Annotated in this window: 15 protein-coding genes and 1 pseudogene; 15 read left to right on the top strand and 1 reads right to left on the bottom strand. The window is 68.7% G+C overall.

Annotated features, from left to right (window positions below):
- From odhB to F7Q96_RS25725, 12 genes are all read left to right on the top strand, one after another.
- The coding region (gene odhB, locus F7Q96_RS25780; protein WP_151023537.1) for a 2-oxoglutarate dehydrogenase complex dihydrolipoyllysine-residue succinyltransferase at positions 1-979 on the top strand (979 nt) is incomplete at its 5' end.
- A gap of 142 nt (positions 980-1121) precedes the next feature.
- The gene (gene lpdA, locus F7Q96_RS25775) at positions 1122-2558 is read left to right on the top strand and encodes a dihydrolipoyl dehydrogenase (RefSeq protein WP_053822026.1); all 1437 of its coding nucleotides are present in this window, start codon (positions 1122-1124) and stop codon (positions 2556-2558) included.
- 217 nt (positions 2559-2775) lie between these two features.
- Positions 2776-3873 carry a cell division protein ZapE gene (zapE, locus tag F7Q96_RS25770; RefSeq protein ID WP_053822025.1) on the top strand — a complete coding sequence of 366 codons (1098 nt, stop codon included), beginning with the start codon at positions 2776-2778 and terminating at the stop codon, positions 3871-3873.
- Positions 3874-4010: 137 nt separating this feature from the next.
- Complete coding sequence (locus F7Q96_RS25765; RefSeq protein ID WP_151023535.1) at positions 4011-6647, top strand: heavy metal translocating P-type ATPase; 2637 nt, start codon at positions 4011-4013, stop codon at positions 6645-6647.
- 16 nt (positions 6648-6663) lie between these two features.
- Positions 6664-6873, top strand: a complete 210-nt coding sequence (gene ccoS / locus F7Q96_RS25760; RefSeq protein WP_053822024.1) for a cbb3-type cytochrome oxidase assembly protein CcoS — start codon at positions 6664-6666, stop codon at positions 6871-6873.
- Between the two features lie 119 nt (positions 6874-6992).
- Entirely contained in the window at positions 6993-8489 is a 1497-nt protein-coding gene (gene ccoN / locus F7Q96_RS25755; protein ID WP_053822023.1) for a cytochrome-c oxidase, cbb3-type subunit I, read from the top strand.
- Positions 8490-8508: 19 nt separating this feature from the next.
- Positions 8509-9222, top strand: coding sequence for a cytochrome-c oxidase, cbb3-type subunit II (ccoO, locus tag F7Q96_RS25750; RefSeq protein WP_053822022.1), 714 nt, complete (start codon positions 8509-8511; stop codon positions 9220-9222).
- Positions 9223-9224: 2 nt separating this feature from the next.
- A complete protein-coding gene (locus F7Q96_RS27525; protein ID WP_053822021.1) occupies positions 9225-9467 on the top strand; it encodes a cbb3-type cytochrome oxidase subunit 3 in 243 nt (80 codons plus the stop codon).
- A gap of 4 nt (positions 9468-9471) precedes the next feature.
- Positions 9472-10422 (top strand): cytochrome-c oxidase, cbb3-type subunit III, encoded by a 951-nt coding sequence (ccoP, locus tag F7Q96_RS25740; RefSeq protein ID WP_151023533.1) that lies wholly within the window; start codon positions 9472-9474, stop codon positions 10420-10422.
- A 52-nt stretch (positions 10423-10474) separates the two neighbouring features.
- Positions 10475-11914 (top strand): cytochrome c oxidase accessory protein CcoG, encoded by a 1440-nt coding sequence (gene ccoG, locus F7Q96_RS25735; protein ID WP_144425892.1) that lies wholly within the window; start codon positions 10475-10477, stop codon positions 11912-11914.
- A gap of 12 nt (positions 11915-11926) precedes the next feature.
- The gene (locus tag F7Q96_RS25730) at positions 11927-12178 is read left to right on the top strand and encodes a FixH family protein (protein WP_053822020.1); all 252 of its coding nucleotides are present in this window, start codon (positions 11927-11929) and stop codon (positions 12176-12178) included.
- Positions 12175-12444, top strand: coding sequence for a hypothetical protein (locus tag F7Q96_RS25725; protein ID WP_053822019.1), 270 nt, complete (start codon positions 12175-12177; stop codon positions 12442-12444). Before F7Q96_RS25730 ends, F7Q96_RS25725 begins: the two co-directional genes overlap by 4 nt.
- 61 nt (positions 12445-12505) lie before the next feature.
- Here F7Q96_RS25725 and fnr read toward each other — a convergent pair whose 3' ends face one another.
- On the bottom strand, positions 12506-13234 hold the full coding sequence (gene fnr / locus F7Q96_RS25720) for a fumarate/nitrate reduction transcriptional regulator Fnr (RefSeq protein WP_053822018.1): 729 nt from the start codon (positions 13232-13234) through the stop codon (positions 12506-12508).
- Between the two features lie 100 nt (positions 13235-13334).
- Here fnr and F7Q96_RS25715 point away from each other — a divergent pair, with 100 nt between their 5' ends.
- The 3 genes and pseudogenes from F7Q96_RS25715 to F7Q96_RS25705 form a co-directional block, all read left to right on the top strand.
- Positions 13335-14108 (top strand): sulfite exporter TauE/SafE family protein, encoded by a 774-nt coding sequence (locus F7Q96_RS25715; protein WP_053822017.1) that lies wholly within the window; start codon positions 13335-13337, stop codon positions 14106-14108.
- Positions 14109-14695: 587 nt separating this feature from the next.
- The gene (gene scpB, locus F7Q96_RS25710) at positions 14696-15613 is read left to right on the top strand and encodes an SMC-Scp complex subunit ScpB (RefSeq protein WP_053823122.1); all 918 of its coding nucleotides are present in this window, start codon (positions 14696-14698) and stop codon (positions 15611-15613) included.
- Between the two features lie 6 nt (positions 15614-15619).
- A pseudogene (locus F7Q96_RS25705) lies at positions 15620-15832 on the top strand (23S rRNA pseudouridylate synthase B); the annotation flags it as partial.

Raw genomic sequence — 15832 nt, 5'->3', positions numbered from 1 at the left:
GGCACCGGCAGCGGCTGCGCCCGCACCGGCCGCGGCCGCACCGGCTGCCGCCGCGCCCGCCTCCGCCGGCGCCGTGGCGATGCCCTCGGCCGCCAAGCTGATGGCCGAGCAGGGCCTGTCGGCCGGCCAGGTTGCCGGCACCGGCAAGGATGGCCGCATCACCAAGGGCGACGTGCTCGCCGCCGGTTCGGCCCCCGCCGCCAAGGCGGCCCCGGCTCCGGCCGCCAAGCCGGCGCTGCAGCAGGTTTCCGCACCGGTCGACTTCGCCGCGCTGGGCGATCGTCCGGAAGAGCGCGTGCCGATGAGCCGCCTGCGCGCCCGTATCGCCGAGCGTCTGCTGCAATCGCAACAGACCAACGCGATCCTCACCACCTTCAACGAAGTCAACATGAAGCCGGTGATGGACCTGCGCAACAAGTACAAGGACCGCTTCGAGAAGGAACACGGCGTCAAGCTGGGCTTCATGTCCTTCTTCGTCAAGGCGGCCGTGCACGCGCTGAAGAAGTACCCGATCATCAACGCCTCGGTCGACGGCAACGACATCATCTACCACGGCTACTTCGACATCGGCATCGCGGTCGGTTCGCCGCGCGGCCTGGTGGTGCCGATCCTGCGCAACGCCGACCAGATGAGCCTGGCCGACATCGAGAAGAAGATCGCCGAGTTCGGCGCCAAGGCCCGTGACGGCAAGCTGTCGCTGGACGAGCTGTCGGGCGGTACCTTCTCGATCTCGAACGGCGGCGTGTTCGGCTCGATGCTGTCGACCCCGATCATCAACCCGCCGCAGTCGGCGATCCTGGGCGTGCACGCCACCAAGGACCGCGCCGTGGTGGAAGATGGCCAGATCGTGATCCGTCCGATGAACTACCTGGCGATGTCCTACGACCACCGCATCATCGACGGCCGCGAAGCCGTGCTGGGCCTGGTGGCGATGAAGGAAGCGCTGGAAGACCCGGCCCGCCTGCTGCTGGACCTGTAATCGCAGCATCCGCCGCGGTCTCCCGATCGGGGACCGCGCGCCGCCCGGGCGCAGGCCCGGCGGCCAACCGAATGCAATACCATGCCGCGCGCCGGCTCCGACCCTGGTCGGGCAGGGCGCGCCGACGCAACGAGGAATTCCCATGAGCAAACAATTCGACGTGCTGGTGATCGGCGCGGGCCCCGGCGGCTATATCGCCGCGATCCGCGCGGGCCAGCTTGGCCTGAACGTCGCCTGCTGCGAAGGCAATCCGTACGACGATCCGAAGGGCGAGGCCCGCCTGGGCGGCACCTGCCTGAACGTCGGCTGCATCCCGTCGAAGGCGATGCTGGCTTCGTCCGAGGAATACGAGAACGTGCAGCACCACCTGGCCGACCACGGCATCACCGTGGGCGACGTCAAGGTCGATATCGCCAAGATGCTCAAGCGCAAGGACGATATCGTCGGCAAGATGACCAAGGGCATCGAGTTCCTGTTCCGCAAGAACAAGGTCACGCTGTTCAAGGGCTTCGGCAAGTTCGTCGGCAAGAACGCCGACGGCTTCCAGGTCGAGATCGCCGGCAAGGCCGGCACCGAGACCATCACCGCGAAGCAGGTGATCATCGCCACCGGTTCGAAGGCCCGCCATCTGCCCGGCATCCCGGTCGACAACAAGCTGGTCAACGATAACGAGGGCGCGCTGAAGTTCGCCGAGGTGCCGAAGAAGCTGGGCGTGATCGGCGCCGGCGTGATCGGCCTGGAGCTGGGCTCGGTGTGGCGCCGTCTCGGTGCCGACGTGACCGTGCTCGAGGCGCTGCCGGCGTTCCTGGGCGCCGCCGACGAAGGCGTCGCCAAGGAAGCGCAGAAGCTGCTGACCAAGCAGGGCCTGAAGTTCAGCCTGGGCGTCAAGGTCAATGAGGTCAAGACCGGCGACAACAACGTCACCGTCAGCTACACCGACAAGGACGGCAACGCGCAGACGCTGGAAGTCGATCGCCTGATCGTGTCGGTCGGCCGCGTGCCGAACACCGACAACCTGGGTCTGGACGCCGTCGGTCTGGGTACCGACGAGCGCGGCTTCATTCCGGTCGACGACCACTGCGCGACCTCGGTGCCGGGCCTGTGGGCGATCGGCGACGTGGTGCGCGGCCCGATGCTGGCGCACAAGGCCGAGGACGAAGGCGTGGCCGTGGCCGAGCGCATCGCGGGCCAGAAGCCGCACATCGACTACAACTGCATTCCGTGGGTGATCTACACCTACCCGGAAATCGCCTGGGTCGGCAAGACCGAGCAGCAGCTCAAGGCCGAGGGCCGCGAGTACAAGTCGGGCCAGTTCCCGTTCGTGGCCAACGGCCGCGCGCTGGGCATGGGCGCCTCGGAAGGCTTCGTCAAGATGCTGGCCGATGCGAAGACCGACGAGATCCTGGGCGTGCATGTGGTCGCGGCCAATGCTTCGGACCTGATCGCCGAAGCCGTGGTGGCGATGGAGTTCAAGGCCGCCAGCGAGGATATCGGCCGCGTGTGCCACCCGCACCCGTCGATGTCCGAGGTGATGCGCGAAGCCGCGCTCGCGGTGGACAAGCGTCAGCTCAATATGTAAGGCGCAGGCACGGCTTGCGACGCGCAGCCGTGCTCCCTCTCCCGCTTGCGGGAGAGGGTTGGGGAGAGGGCAGGGGCGCTTGCAAGGGCGCTGCCGGTCGATCGGCCGCTGCTTTCCCTCTCCCCCGGCCCCTCTCCCGCAAGCGGGAGAGGGGAGTATCGCGGTGCCATCCCGCTCGCCTGGACCAGGGCGCTGCCGCACACTTTCCCTTCCCCCGATGAACGTCACCGAGTACTACCACCACGAACTGCAGCAGCGCGGCTATCGGTCCGACGAGGCGCAGTTGCGCGCGGTGGCGCGGCTGCAGCAGTGCTACGACGAATGGGTCGCCTACAAGCAGCGGCGCAACAATGCGCTGAAGAAGCTGCTGATCCGGCCCGAGGTGCCCAAGGGCGTCTATCTGTGGGGCGGAGTAGGGCGCGGCAAGTCGTTCCTGATGGACAGCTTCTACCACTGCGTGCCGGTGGTCAGGAAGACCCGCCTGCATTTCCACGAGTTCATGCGCGAGGTGCACCGCCAGCTCGAGGAACTGCGCGGCCGGCCCGATCCGCTGGACGAGCTGGCCAAACGGATCGCCCGCAAGTACCGGCTGATCTGTTTCGATGAATTCCATGTCAGCGATGTCGCCGACGCGATGATCCTGCATCGGCTGCTGGAGCAGATGTTCGAGAACGGCGTGCAGTTCGTGATGACGTCGAACTACCGCCCGGACCTGCTGTATCCCGACGGCCTGCATCGCGACCGCATCCTGCCGGCCATTGCGCTGCTCGAACGCAAGCTGGACGTACTGAACGTCGATGCCGGCATCGACTACCGCAAGCGCACGCTGGAGCAGGTGCAGGCCTATTACACGCCGCTGGACGCCAAGGCCAGCGCGGCGCTGCGCGACGCCTTCGCGGCGCTGGCCGGCATCGCCGACGAATCGCCGATCCTGCATATCGAAAAGCGCGAGCTGCACGCGCTGCGCAAGGCCAACGGCGTCGTCTGGTTCGACTTCGCGACGCTGTGCGGCGGCCCGCGCTCGCAGAACGACTATCTGGAGCTGGCCGAGCGCTTTCACACGGTGATCCTGTCGGACGTGCCGAAGATGACGCCGCGGATGTCGTCGGAGGCGCGCCGCTTCACCTGGCTGGTCGATGTGTTCTACGACCACAAGGTCAAGCTGCTGATGTCGGCCGAGGTGCCGCCCGACGAGCTCTACGTCGAAGGCCAGATGGCCAACGAATTCCATCGCACGGTGTCGCGCATCATCGAGATGCAATCGCGCGAATATCTCGAGGCGCCGAGGCGCACCGGCGCCACCGAGCTGGCCTGAGCGGCCGCCTGCCCCGGGGGCGGCCCTCCGGCGCGCAACGCGTCGCGGGCCAGGGGCGCCGTTTGCGTATGCCTTGACCGGGATCAAACCGCCGCCCGGCGGCGGTCCCTAGAATCGATCGGACATCCAGGACTACGATGCCGATCGCCTTCGCCCCTTCCTCCCACGCCGGACCAGCCGGCTCCGCCATGCCCGCGGACGCCGCCACGGACGCTGCCTCGGACGCCGCCTCGTGCTTCCACTGCGGGTTGCCGACGGGCGCCGCGCCGGATGTGCTGCGCGCGCAGGTCGGGGGGATGGCGCGCCGCTTCTGCTGCGCCGGCTGCCTGGCGCTGGCGCAGGCGCTGGACCAGGCCGGCTTCGCCCATCTCTATGGCGGCGAGTTCCGCTTCGGCCGTCCGCTCGACGGGGCGGCACGGGCTCGGCTCGAGCCGGTCTGGCAGGCCTACGACACCGAGGAGCTGCGCGCGCGCTTCGTGCGGCGGCTCGACGGCGCTGGGCAACGGGAAGGACCGCGCGAAGCGGCGCAGGACCGCTTCGAAATCACGCTGGCGCCCGAGAATATCCGCTGTGCTGCCTGCGCCTGGCTGATCGAGCAGAAGCTGGCGCAGCTGCCCGGCGTCGAGTCCGCGGTCGCCAATCTGGCCACGCGCCGTGTGCTGGTGCGCTGGCGCGGCGGCGCGCTGACCGTCGCGGGGCTGCTCGGCGCGCTTGCCGATATCGGCTACACCGCGTGGCCGTTCGAGTTCTCCGCGGCGGACCGCCGGGACAGCGCGGCCCGGCGCGGCCTGCTGATGCGGCTGGCGGTGGCCATGCTCGGCATGATGCAGGTGATGATGTATGCGTGGCCCGTCTATACGCATGAAGGCACGATCGCCGCGGCGCACCTGCGGCTGCTGCAATGGGCGAGCCTCGCGCTGACGCTGCCGGTGATCGCCTACAGCGCGGCGCCGATCTTCGCGGGTGCCTGGCGCAGCCTGCGCCAGCGCCATGTCGGCATGGACGTGCCGGTGGCGCTGGGGCTGGCGGCGGCCTTTGGCGCCAGCCTGCTTGCCACCGTGCGCGGCAGCGGCGAGGTCTACTACGACTCGGTGACGATGTTCGTCGCCTTGCTGCTGCTGGCGCGCTATCTCGAACTGCGCGTGCGGCAAGCCTCGCGCAGCGGCGCCGAGATGCTGGCGCGGCAGCTGCCGGCCACCTGCGAGCAGTGCTTTCCCGACGGCACGGTGCGGCGCGTGCCGGTCGCGCGGCTGGCGCCGGGAGACCGCGTGCGCGTGCGCGCCGGCGAGATCGTGCCGGCCGATGGCGAGATCGTCGAGGGCAGCAGCGATCTGGACGAATCGATGCTCAGCGGCGAAAGCCGGCCGGTGCCGCGCGGACCGGGGCAAGCGGTGCTGGCGGGCTGCTACAACGCCAGCAGTGCGCTGGTGATCGAAGTGCGCCGCGTCGGGGCCGGCACGCGGCTGGCCGAAATCGTCGCGCTGCTCGAACGCGCGCTGACCGACAAGCCGCGCCTCGCGGTGGTCGCCGATCGCGTGGCGGCATGGTTCGTGGCGGCGCTGCTGGTCATTGCGGTGGCTGTGGGCATGCTGTGGTGGGCCATCGCCCCGGAGCGCGCGCTGATGGTGACCGTCGCGGTGCTGGTGGTCAGCTGCCCCTGCGCGCTGTCGCTGGCGACGCCCGCGGCCCTGGCGGCCGCCGGCGCGGCGTTGTCGCGGCGCGGCGTGCTGCTGACGCGCGGCCATGCGCTGGAAACGCTTGCCGGTGTCACCGATGTCGTGCTGGACAAGACCGGCACGCTGACCGAAGGGCGCTTCGCCGTTGCCAACGTCATTGCGCTGGGCGCCCTGGCGCAGTCCGACTGCCTTGCGCTGGCCGGTGCGCTGTGCCGCGGCGGGGAGCATCCGGTGGCGCGGGCGTTGGTGGCCGCGGCCCAACATGCGGCGAGCGCGAGCGATGTCGTTGGCCGCGCCACCGTGCAGACGAGCGGCGAACAACAACTGACGCCATCGCGCAATCGTCCGGGGCAGGGCGTGGAGGCGCGGCTCGACGGCCGCCTGATACGGATCGGCCGCCGCGACTTCGTCGACGCACTGTCGCGGTCCGCGGGTTCTCTGGATGACGCCGCCGGCGACGAGGCGGCCCTCGACGCGTTGCGCCGCCATCTGCACGACGGCGCCTCGCCGGTGTGGCTCGGCGACGAGGGCGGACTGCTTGCGGTGTTCGTGCTGTCGGACACCGAACGCCCGCAGGCCGCCGATCTGCTGGCACGCCTGCGGGCGTTGGGGCTGCGCTGCCATCTGGTTTCCGGAGACAGCCAGCCGACGGTGCGCTGGTGGGCTCGCCATTTCGGCATCGAGGCCGCGCACGGGCGCGTCAGTCCCGAAGGCAAGCGCGACTACGTGAGCGCCCTGCAGCGCGATGGCGCGGTGGTGCTGGCCATCGGCGACGGCATCAACGATGCGCCGGTGCTGGCGCAGGCGCAGGTGTCGATCGCGCTGGGCAGCGGCGCGCCGCTGGCGCAGGTCGGCGCCGACGCGGTGCTGACCCACGATGGCATCGCCGACGTCGCCACCGCGCTGGCGATCGCGCGCCGCACGCGGGCGGTGATCCGGCAGAACCTCGGCTGGGCCTTCGCCTACAACGTGGTGGCCATTCCGCTGGCCGCCAGCGGGCATGTCACCGCATGGATGGCGGGGCTCGGCATGTCGCTGTCCTCGCTGCTGGTGGTCGCCAATGCCTGGCGCCTGCTGCGCGTGCCCAGGGGGCGCTAGCGATAGACACGCCGTGATGGATACGCTGTTCCTGCTGGTGCCGATGAGCCTCGCGCTGGTCCTGCTGATCGCTGCCGCGTTGTGGTGGGCGCTGCGCGCCGGCCAATACGACGATCTCGACCGGCCCGGGCAGGCGATCCTGCTCGACAACGATCGTCCCGATGCGCGGGCGGGCGCCGCGCCGCGGCCGCGCCGCCGCGCTGGCCGTTGCGTGAATCCCCGCTGAGGTTCCCCGCGGCGCGGTGCATCTGCACGGCGCTTGATCCGGATCAAGGGCGCGCCGCACGAGCCGCTCTACATTGACCCCATCGATTTCAAATTCCATATCCATCCTTGGGGGTCTGAATGGACGTCATCGCCGCCGGCCTGACCGGCACGGCCACGCGCACGCGCGCCGCCGACACCTTCAACTATCACGTCGTGAGGCAATTCGCCGTCATGACCGTGGTATGGGGCATCGTCGGCATGGCGGTCGGCGTGCTGCTCGCCGCGCAACTGATCTGGCCCGAACTCAATTTCGACACGCCGTGGCTGTCGTTCGGACGGCTGCGCCCGCTGCATACCAATGCGGTGATCTTCGCCTTCGGCGGCAGCGCGCTGTTCGCCACGTCGTATTACGTGGTGCAGCGCACCTGCCAGACGCGGCTGTTTGCCGGGCCGCTGGCGGCCTTCACCTTCTGGGGGTGGCAGGTCGTGATCGTGGCCGCCGCGATCACGCTGCCGCTGGGCATCACGACGTCGAAGGAATACGCCGAGCTGGAATGGCCGATCGACCTGCTGATCGCCGCGGTATGGGTCGCCTACGCGATCGTGTTCTTCGGCACCATCATCCGGCGCAAGACCCACCACATCTACGTGGCCAACTGGTTCTTCGGCGCCTACATCCTGACGATCGCGATCCTGCATATCGTCAACAACATCGAGCTGCCGGCATCGCTGTGGAAGTCGTATTCCGCCTATGCCGGCGTGCAGGATGCGATGGTGCAGTGGTGGTACGGCCATAACGCGGTCGGCTTCTTCCTGACCACCAGCTTCCTCGGCATGATGTACTACTTCATTCCGAAGCAGGCCGAGCGCCCGATCTATTCGTACCGGCTGTCGATCGTCCATTTCTGGGCGCTGAACTTCACCTATATGTGGGCCGGTCCGCATCATCTGCAATACACCGCGCTGCCCGACTGGGCGCAGTCGCTCGGCATGGTGTTCTCGCTGATCCTGCTGGCGCCCTCGTGGGGCGGCATGATCAACGGGATCATGACGATGTCCGGGGCCTGGCACAAGCTGCGTACCGATCCGATCCTGAAGTTCCTGGTGGTGGCGCTGTCCTTCTACGGCATGGCGACCTTCGAGGGCTCGATGATGTCGATCAAGACGGTCAACGCGCTGTCGCACTACACCGACTGGACCATCGGCCACGTGCATTCGGGCGCGCTGGGCTGGGTCGCGATGATCACGATCGGCTCGCTGTACTACCTGGTGCCGCGCCTGTTCGGCCAGCAGAAGATGTACAGCACGCGCCTGATCGAATGGCACTTCTGGATCGCGACCATCGGCGTGGTGCTCTATATCGCCTCGATGTGGATCGCCGGCGTGATGGAAGGGCTGATGTGGCGTGCCACGCAGCCGGACGGCACGCTGACCTATGCCTTCGTCGAAGCGGTCAAGGCCAAGACGCCGTTCTACCTGATCCGTCTGCTGGGCGGCCTGTGCTTCCTCGCCGGCATGCTGCTGATGGCGTGGAACGTCGCGCGCACCATCGCCGGCCGCCGCGCCTTCGATGCGGTGATTCCGGCGAGTGCCGGTGCCGCGGCCGCCGTGACCGCGACCGCCCCCGCAGCCTGAACGTCATCCGGATTCCATCATGTCCCAACAACGACGCTTCCTTTCGCACGAGACGCTGGAGAAGAACATCGGCTGGCTGATCGTCTGCACCATCGTGGTGGTCAGCATCGCCGGCTTCGTGCAGATCCTGCCGCTGTTCTTCCAGCATTCGACCACGCAGCCCGATCCGGGCATCGTCCCTTACTCGCCGCTGCGCCTGATGGGGCGCGACATCTATATCCGCGAGGGCTGCGTCGGCTGCCATTCGCAGCAGGTGCGCACGCTGCAGGCCGAGGTCGAGCGCTACGGCCCTTACTCGACCGCCGGCGAGTCGGTCTACGACCATCCGTTCCTGTGGGGCTCCAAGCGGACCGGCCCCGACCTGGCGCGCGTCGGTGGGCGCTATTCGGACGACTGGCAGCGCATCCATCTGCGCAATCCGCGCGACGTCGTGCCCGAGTCGGTGATGCCTTCGTATCCGTGGCTGGCCAGGACCGCGCTGCCGGCCGACGACATTCGCCAGCGCATGCGGACGCTGCGCACGCTCGGCGTGCCATACAGCGAGGCCGATATCGACGGCGCGCCCGACGCGCTGAAGGGCAAGACCGAGGAGGACGCGTTGGTGGCGTATCTGCAGGGCCTTGGCACCAATCGGCGCACCGTCGTCGGCATCGATGTCGCCGGCGCGGACCGCAAGACGGACGGCAGCGCGGACACCCGCATGGCAGCGGGCGCGCGCAGCGGGAGCCAGTGACCATGGCGACCTTGACCGCGTTTTCCACGCTGATCTTCCTCGTCGTCTTTGTCGGCATCGTCTGCTGGGCGTGGTCCGGCGGCCGGCGCCATGCCAATCGGGAAGCCGCCTGGCTGCCGTTCGCGCTGCCCGACGAGGGCGGCGGCGAGAACACCATCGGCGGCACCATCGGCGACAACATCGACGGCAGCACGGCCGTGCCGCGCGACGCCGCGCGCGCGCACGCCATCGAGCAGGGACATTGATGTCATGAGCGACTTTATTTCCGATTTCTGGGGCTACTACATCGGCGCGATTGCGCTGGGTGGCATCGTCTGGTGCGTCTGGCTGCTGTTCTCGCAGACGCGCGTCGCCAAGGGCGCCACCACAACGAGCCCTGCTGCCGGTGCGCCGGCGCAGGATACCGGCCATGTCTGGGACGACGATCTGCGCGAACTGAACAACCCGCTGCCGCGCTGGTGGATGTGGATGTTCCTGCTGAGCTGCGTGTTCGCGCTCGGCTATCTGGTGCTCTATCCGGGCCTCGGCGCGTATCGCGGCGTGCTGGGCTTCACCAGCCAGGGCGAGCTGGCGGAACAGCGACAGGCCGCGCTGCGTGGCCAGCAGGCGGTGTACGGCAAGTACATGGATCTGAAGATCGAACAGGTGGCCGCCGATCCCGAGGCGCGCGAGATCGGCCAGCGGCTGTTCCTGAACTACTGCGCGCAGTGCCATGGGTCCGATGCACGCGGCAGCCGCGGCTTTCCCGACCTGACCGACCGCGACTGGCTCCATGGCGGCGATCCGGCCACGATCATGCAGAGCATCGCCAAGGGGCGCCATGGCGTGATGCCGTCGTTCGCCGCCGTCATCGACGAGAAGGGCGCCGGCGATGTCGCGCAATACGTGCGATCGCTGTCGGGCCTGGCGTTCAACCCGATCCGCGCGGCGCGCGGCGAGCCGGTCTTCAAGTCGACCTGCGTCGCCTGCCACGGCGGCACGGGCAAGGGCAACCAGGCGCTCGGCGCGCCCGACCTGACCGACAAGGTGTGGCTGCACGGCAGCGCCGAGGCGAATATCGTCAAGGCGATCCTGCAGGGCCACGACAACCGGATGCCGGCGCACGAGGACATCCTGACGCCCGAGCGCATCCGCATGCTGACCGCGTATGTGTGGGGATTGTCGGCGGACAGCGGCACGATGGCGGCCGCGGGGCAGTGATGGACATCGCTCGCGGCAACCGGTTTCGCATGCGGACTGTGCAGGGGCAGCCATGAACGCGCCAGGCATCGACCCGACCGAGGCCTCGCTGTACGAGGTTCGGCGCAAGATCTATCCGCGCGCCGTGACCGGCGCGTTCGCCAGCTGGCGCATCGCCATGGTGCTGGCCACGCAGCTGGTGTTCTACGGTACGCCGTGGCTGCAATGGAACGGCCGCCAGGCGGTGCTGTTCGACCTGGGCGCACGCAAGTTCTATCTGTTCGGCCTGGTGCTGTGGCCGCAGGACGTGATCTATCTGGCCGTGCTGCTGGTGATCTCGGCGCTGTCGCTGTTCCTGTTCACCGCGATCGCCGGACGGCTGTTCTGCGGCTATGCCTGTCCGCAGACCGTCTACACCGAGATCTTCCTGTGGATCGAGCGCAAGGTCGAGGGCGACCGCATCGCCCGCATCCGGCTCGACGGCGAACGCTGGGGCCCGCGCAAGCTGCGCCTGAAGGCGACCAAGCATCTGCTGTGGATCGCGATCGCCCTGTGGACCGGCTTTACCTTCGTCGGCTATTTCTCGCCGATCGATGCGCTGGGCCGGGCGGTGCTGAACCTGTCCACCGGGCCGTGGGAAACGTTCTGGATCGGCTTCTACGCGTTCGCCACCTGGGGCAATGCCGGCTTCATGCGCGAGCAGGTCTGCAAGTACATGTGCCCGTATGCGCGGTTCCAGAGCGTGATGGTCGACAAGGACACCTATGTGGTCACCTACGACACGCGGCGCGGCGAGCCGCGCGGCTCGCGCTCGCGCAAGGCCGACCCGCGCGCGCTCGGCATCGGCGACTGCGTGGACTGCAGCATCTGCGTGCAGGTCTGCCCGACCGGCATCGACATCCGCGACGGGCTGCAGTACGAGTGCATCGGCTGCGGGGCCTGCATCGATGCCTGCAACCAGGTCATGGACAAGATGCGTTATCCGCGCGGGCTGATTCGCTACACCTCCGAGAACGCGATGCGGCGCGCGCTGTCCGCCGCCAATGCGCGCCGCCGCGTGGTCCGCCCGCGCATCGTGCTGTATGCGGTGCTGTGGCTGGCGCTGGCCGGCGGCTTCGTCTGGTCGGTGGCCGTGCGCACGCCGCTGAAGGTGGACATCATCCGCGACCGGCAGGCGCTGGCGCGCGAAGTCGACGGGCGCTGGATCGAAAACGTCTACCGGCTGCAGCTGATCAATACCACCGAGGGCGAGATGGACGTCGCCATCGCGGCGGAAAGTCCCGGTCTGCCGGGCCTGTCCGTCGAATACGAGCGCGGTGCCGGCCACCTCGCGCCCACATCGAACCGGCTGCTGCCGCTGCGGCTGCGCGTGCCGCTGGAGCAGGCCGCGTCGGGCACCCATGTGGTCGATATCGTGGTCAGCGGCTCGCCCGCAGAGTCCGGGGCCGGGCTTGCAGCCGACCGTGTGCAAGTGCGGCAGTCCACCCGCTTTTTCGTTCCCGACCAACCGTAACGAGGCATCGACATGTCCCAATGCAAATCGTGGTGGAAGGAGCCGTGGCCGTGGCTGCTGATCAGTGGCCCGGCGCTGGCGATGATCGGCTGTGCGGTGACGATCTGGGTCGCGATGCAGCACGCGGACCGGCCGATCGTCGACGGCGTGGTGCGTCAGGGGCTGCTGGTCCGGCAGGCGGCGACGCCGGCGGCGGTGGCGGCTTCGGCTGCCACGCAGGACTCGCGCGACGCGGTCGATCCCCGATCGGTGGCACGGCCATGAAGGCGCGCTGGCTGATCTGGGTGCTGTGGCCCGCCTTCGTCGGCGCGGCCATGGCCTTCGTGCTGGTGTTCTCGCTGATCGATCCGCGCGATCTGCGGATCTTCGGCCGGCCACTCGAGCTGTCGCACGGCGCGGTCTATACGCTCGGCTTCGGCCTGGCGTGGGCGGTGTGCGCGCTGTCCAGCGCACTGACGGTGTGCATGCTGCCGGCGTCGATGCTGGCGCCGATGTCGTCGCCGATGTCGGCGGCCGACGAACTGGAGTAGCGCGGTGGCAATGCAGGGAGCGGCCGCCGTGGGCGCCACCGCGGCCACCGCCGGGCCGGGATCAGCAGGCGGTCTTGCCCAGCAGCTGACGGATGCCGTCCATGTCGACCAGCTTCACATGGCGCTGGCGAATCTGGATCAAGCCCGCTTCGGCGAAGCGCGAGAACAGGCGGCTAACGGTCTCGAGCTTCAGGCCCAGATAGCTGCCGATTTCCTCGCGGCTCATCCGCAGCACGAATTCGGACGGCGAATAGCCGCGTGCCGACAGGCGCTCGGACAGGCCGATCAGAAAGCCGGCGAGCCGTTCCTCGGCGCGCATCGAGCCCAGCGTGATCAGCATCATCTGGTCCTGCGTGATTTCGCGGCTCATCAGCCGCATGAACTGGTGCTGCAGCGAAGGCAGCGAGGCCGACAGCGTCTGGATCTCGTTGTAGCGGACCACGCAGACCTCGGTGTCTTCGAGCGCGGTCGCGTCCGACGCATGCCGCATCTCGGTCAGTCCATCGAAACCGACCACTTCGCCGGGCAGGTGAAAGCCCGTGATCTGCGCGCGGCCGTCTTCCATCGTCACGTGCGTCTTCAGCGTGCCGAAGCGGATCGCATAGACCGCGTCCAGTGGATCGCCGAGGCGATACAGCGATTCGCCCTTGCGCACGCGCACGCGCTCCTGCACCAGCGTGTCCATCTTTTCGACGTCCTGCGCCGACATGCCGACCGGCAGGCACAGCTGTCCCAGCGAGCAGGTGGAGCAGCGGGTCGATTGGTCGTTCAGGGGAATGGCGTTCAGCAATTGGAATCCGCGCGAAGGGAGGGAGTTGCCATCGGCATGGCGATGGACGTGAAGCGTCCGGGCATTCTACCGTGCGGCATCCCGTCGAGGGGAACGTGAGATGGCGATCGGCGTACTGGCAAGCGTGTTTCTGCTGGCACTGTTGGGCGGCGTCCACTGTGCGGCGATGTGCGGCGGCATTGCGCTGGTGCTCGAGGGCAACGATGCGAGGCAAGCCGCGCCGGTGGCGCTGTACCGCAGCCGCGCGGCGTGGGTCCGCGAACTGCTGGTCCTGCATGCCGGCCGCCTGAGCGCCTATGCGGTGCTCGGCGCCTTGCTCGGCGCGGCCGGCGCGGCCGCGTGGAAGGTGCAGTATCTGCCGGTGCAGCGCGCGCTGTTCGCGGCCGGCAGCGCGAGCCTGCTGCTGGCCGGGCTGTGGGCGTTGGGCGGCGCGCGGCTGGCCGGACGCGTTCCCGGCGTCGAGGCCCTGGCACGGCGGCTTGCGGCAAGCTGGGCGCGCTGGGGCGGAAGAACCATCGCACGCAAGGAAGCCGGCGCGGCCCCGCGCGGCGCCCGGCGCCTGCTGCGCCGCTACGCCGCCGGACTGGCCTGGGGGCTGGTGCCGTGCGGCATGGTCTACGCCGCGCTCGCGCTGGCCTTGCTGGCGGGCAGCGCCGCGTCGGGCGCGCTGGTGATGCTGGCCTTCGGCCTGGGCACGCTGCCCAATCTGCTGATGCTGTCCAGCCTGTCGGCCGGCTTGCGCGTGCTGGCGCGCCGGCCGTGGGTCCGCCGCGGCATCGGCGCGGCGGTCGCGCTGTTCGGTGCGGCCGGTCTCGCGCGGGCCGCGATGCTGCCCGAAACGCTGGCCGCGCACGGCTTCTGCCTGACCTTGTGAGGGCGGGCCGCCGCCCGGCTGCCAAGCCCGCGGTTGCAGGCCGGCGCGGGAATGCCATACAATCGCGGGAAGCCACGGCGACCGGGCCGCTTTCGCGCAGGTGTCGTGGTCGCCCGGTCGCGCTTGATCCAGGCGTCTGTCAAGGCACTCATGGGTATCCATACCCATCTCCCTCCCCGCACTGTCCGGCTAGAACATCCGATGTCGACATCGGCCAAGAATACCGGCCAGCGGCGTGGCAGCGAGGGGCCCGACAGGCTGCACGCCAGGCCATGACCAAGTTGTCTCGCATTCCGGACGGTCGCGGCTGTCCGGGCGTGTCGGCCGCAACAGGGGAGACGGCGCGACACGCTGGTCCTTCCGCCGACCGATATCGGGAGACGGGCGGACGATCTTCTGCCGGAACGGACCGGCAATCGATGCACCGATGAGAAGCGCGCGGACCCGATGCGGCAAGCATCCCGGTCGGCTGCGCGATGAATGGCGGCAGGCGTCCCTGAAGCGGAACGCGCGCCGCTGAATCGACCAATCTCCAGCGCGTCCGGGTGTCACGGACGCAGATGCAAAGACAGGCCGCACACCACAACATGAATACCCAAGAGGCGAAAATCGTCCTCGAGACGGCGCTGATCTGCGCGCAGGAGCCGCTGCGCGTCGCCGATCTGCGCCGCTTGTTCGCCGACGACGTCGGCGCCGACACGATCCGTGTTCTGCTGGAGGAGTTGCGCAAGGACTGGGAGCCGCGCGGGGTCGAACTGGTTGCGCTGGCAAGCGGCTGGCGCTTCCAGAGCCGTCCGGCGATGCGCGAATACCTGGACCGGCTCAATCCCGAAAAGCCGCCCAAATACTCGCGCGCGGTGATGGAAACGCTGGCCATCATCGCCTATCGCCAGCCGGTCACACGCGGCGATATCGAGGAAATCCGCGGCGTCACGGTCAGCACCGAGGTCATCAAGAAGCTCGAGGATCGCAGCTGGATCGAGGTGATCGGCCATCGCGACGTGCCCGGCAAGCCGGCGCTGTACGCGACCACCAAGACGTTCCTCGACGACCTCGGGCTGCGTACGCTGGATGAATTGCCGCCGCTGGAGGATCCGCAGGCGCAGGTCCAGGAAGCGCTGCTGAACCAGGGCGCGATCGACTTCGAGGAGGTCGCCACGGCGGCCGGCGCCGATGAGGAAACCTTCGCCGCGGCGCCGGAAAGGGTGGCACAGGCGGATGGCGTCGATGCAGTCGCGGTCGCTGCGGTAGATGAGGTCGATGTTGCGGAACAGGCAGACGAGATGGCCCCGCAGGCCGATACCGACGAACCGGCCGAACCTGAAATACCTGCCGAATCCGCGGAGATGCCCGCCGCGGCGGCCGCCGAAGATACCGGCGACGCTGCCGCGGAAGCCGCCGACGCTGCTGACGCTGCCGGCGAGACAGCCGACCAGGCCGACGCCGACGCGCCCCAACTCGATGAACGCGATGCCGACGAGCAAGGCGCGCGCGTCCCGAACTAACACCAGATGCAACAAGCGAGTGTGAATACTTTGTCCGACTCTATCGATCAAGACGTGCGCGAGGCCGAGACGCCTGCCGAGGGCGCCGCGCCGCGCCGCAAGGGCCTGCGCCGCGGGCTGCGCAATCTGGTGGCCTCGCGCCGCCAGGCCGCGCAGGATCGCGACGCCGCCGACGCCGTGGCAGGCGAAGCCGGCGCGGCGGCGCCCGAGGGTGGCGCC

Origin of the sequence: Cupriavidus gilardii, from assembly GCF_008801915.1 — a bacterium.
Lineage (GTDB): Bacteria > Pseudomonadota > Gammaproteobacteria > Burkholderiales > Burkholderiaceae > Cupriavidus > Cupriavidus gilardii.
The sequence above is the reverse complement of the archived record's forward strand: the minus strand, read 5'-3'. Positions and strand labels throughout refer to the sequence as shown.

What these genes read in the sequence shown, in the direction of transcription:
- lpdA (WP_053822026.1), top strand. Translation starts at nt 1,122, where the DNA reads ATGAGCAAACAATTCGACGTGCTGGTGATCGGCGCGGGCCCCGGCGGC.
- zapE (WP_053822025.1), top strand. Translation starts at nt 2,776, where the DNA reads ATGAACGTCACCGAGTACTACCACCACGAACTGCAGCAGCGCGGCTAT.
- F7Q96_RS25765 (WP_151023535.1), top strand. Translation starts at nt 4,011, where the DNA reads ATGCCGATCGCCTTCGCCCCTTCCTCCCACGCCGGACCAGCCGGCTCC.
- ccoS (WP_053822024.1), top strand. Translation starts at nt 6,664, where the DNA reads ATGGATACGCTGTTCCTGCTGGTGCCGATGAGCCTCGCGCTGGTCCTG.
- ccoN (WP_053822023.1), top strand. Translation starts at nt 6,993, where the DNA reads ATGGACGTCATCGCCGCCGGCCTGACCGGCACGGCCACGCGCACGCGC.
- ccoO (WP_053822022.1), top strand. Translation starts at nt 8,509, where the DNA reads ATGTCCCAACAACGACGCTTCCTTTCGCACGAGACGCTGGAGAAGAAC.
- F7Q96_RS27525 (WP_053822021.1), top strand. Translation starts at nt 9,225, where the DNA reads ATGGCGACCTTGACCGCGTTTTCCACGCTGATCTTCCTCGTCGTCTTT.
- ccoP (WP_151023533.1), top strand. Translation starts at nt 9,472, where the DNA reads ATGAGCGACTTTATTTCCGATTTCTGGGGCTACTACATCGGCGCGATT.
- ccoG (WP_144425892.1), top strand. Translation starts at nt 10,475, where the DNA reads ATGAACGCGCCAGGCATCGACCCGACCGAGGCCTCGCTGTACGAGGTT.
- F7Q96_RS25730 (WP_053822020.1), top strand. Translation starts at nt 11,927, where the DNA reads ATGTCCCAATGCAAATCGTGGTGGAAGGAGCCGTGGCCGTGGCTGCTG.
- F7Q96_RS25725 (WP_053822019.1), top strand. Translation starts at nt 12,175, where the DNA reads ATGAAGGCGCGCTGGCTGATCTGGGTGCTGTGGCCCGCCTTCGTCGGC.
- F7Q96_RS25715 (WP_053822017.1), top strand. Translation starts at nt 13,335, where the DNA reads ATGGCGATCGGCGTACTGGCAAGCGTGTTTCTGCTGGCACTGTTGGGC.
- scpB (WP_053823122.1), top strand. Translation starts at nt 14,696, where the DNA reads ATGAATACCCAAGAGGCGAAAATCGTCCTCGAGACGGCGCTGATCTGC.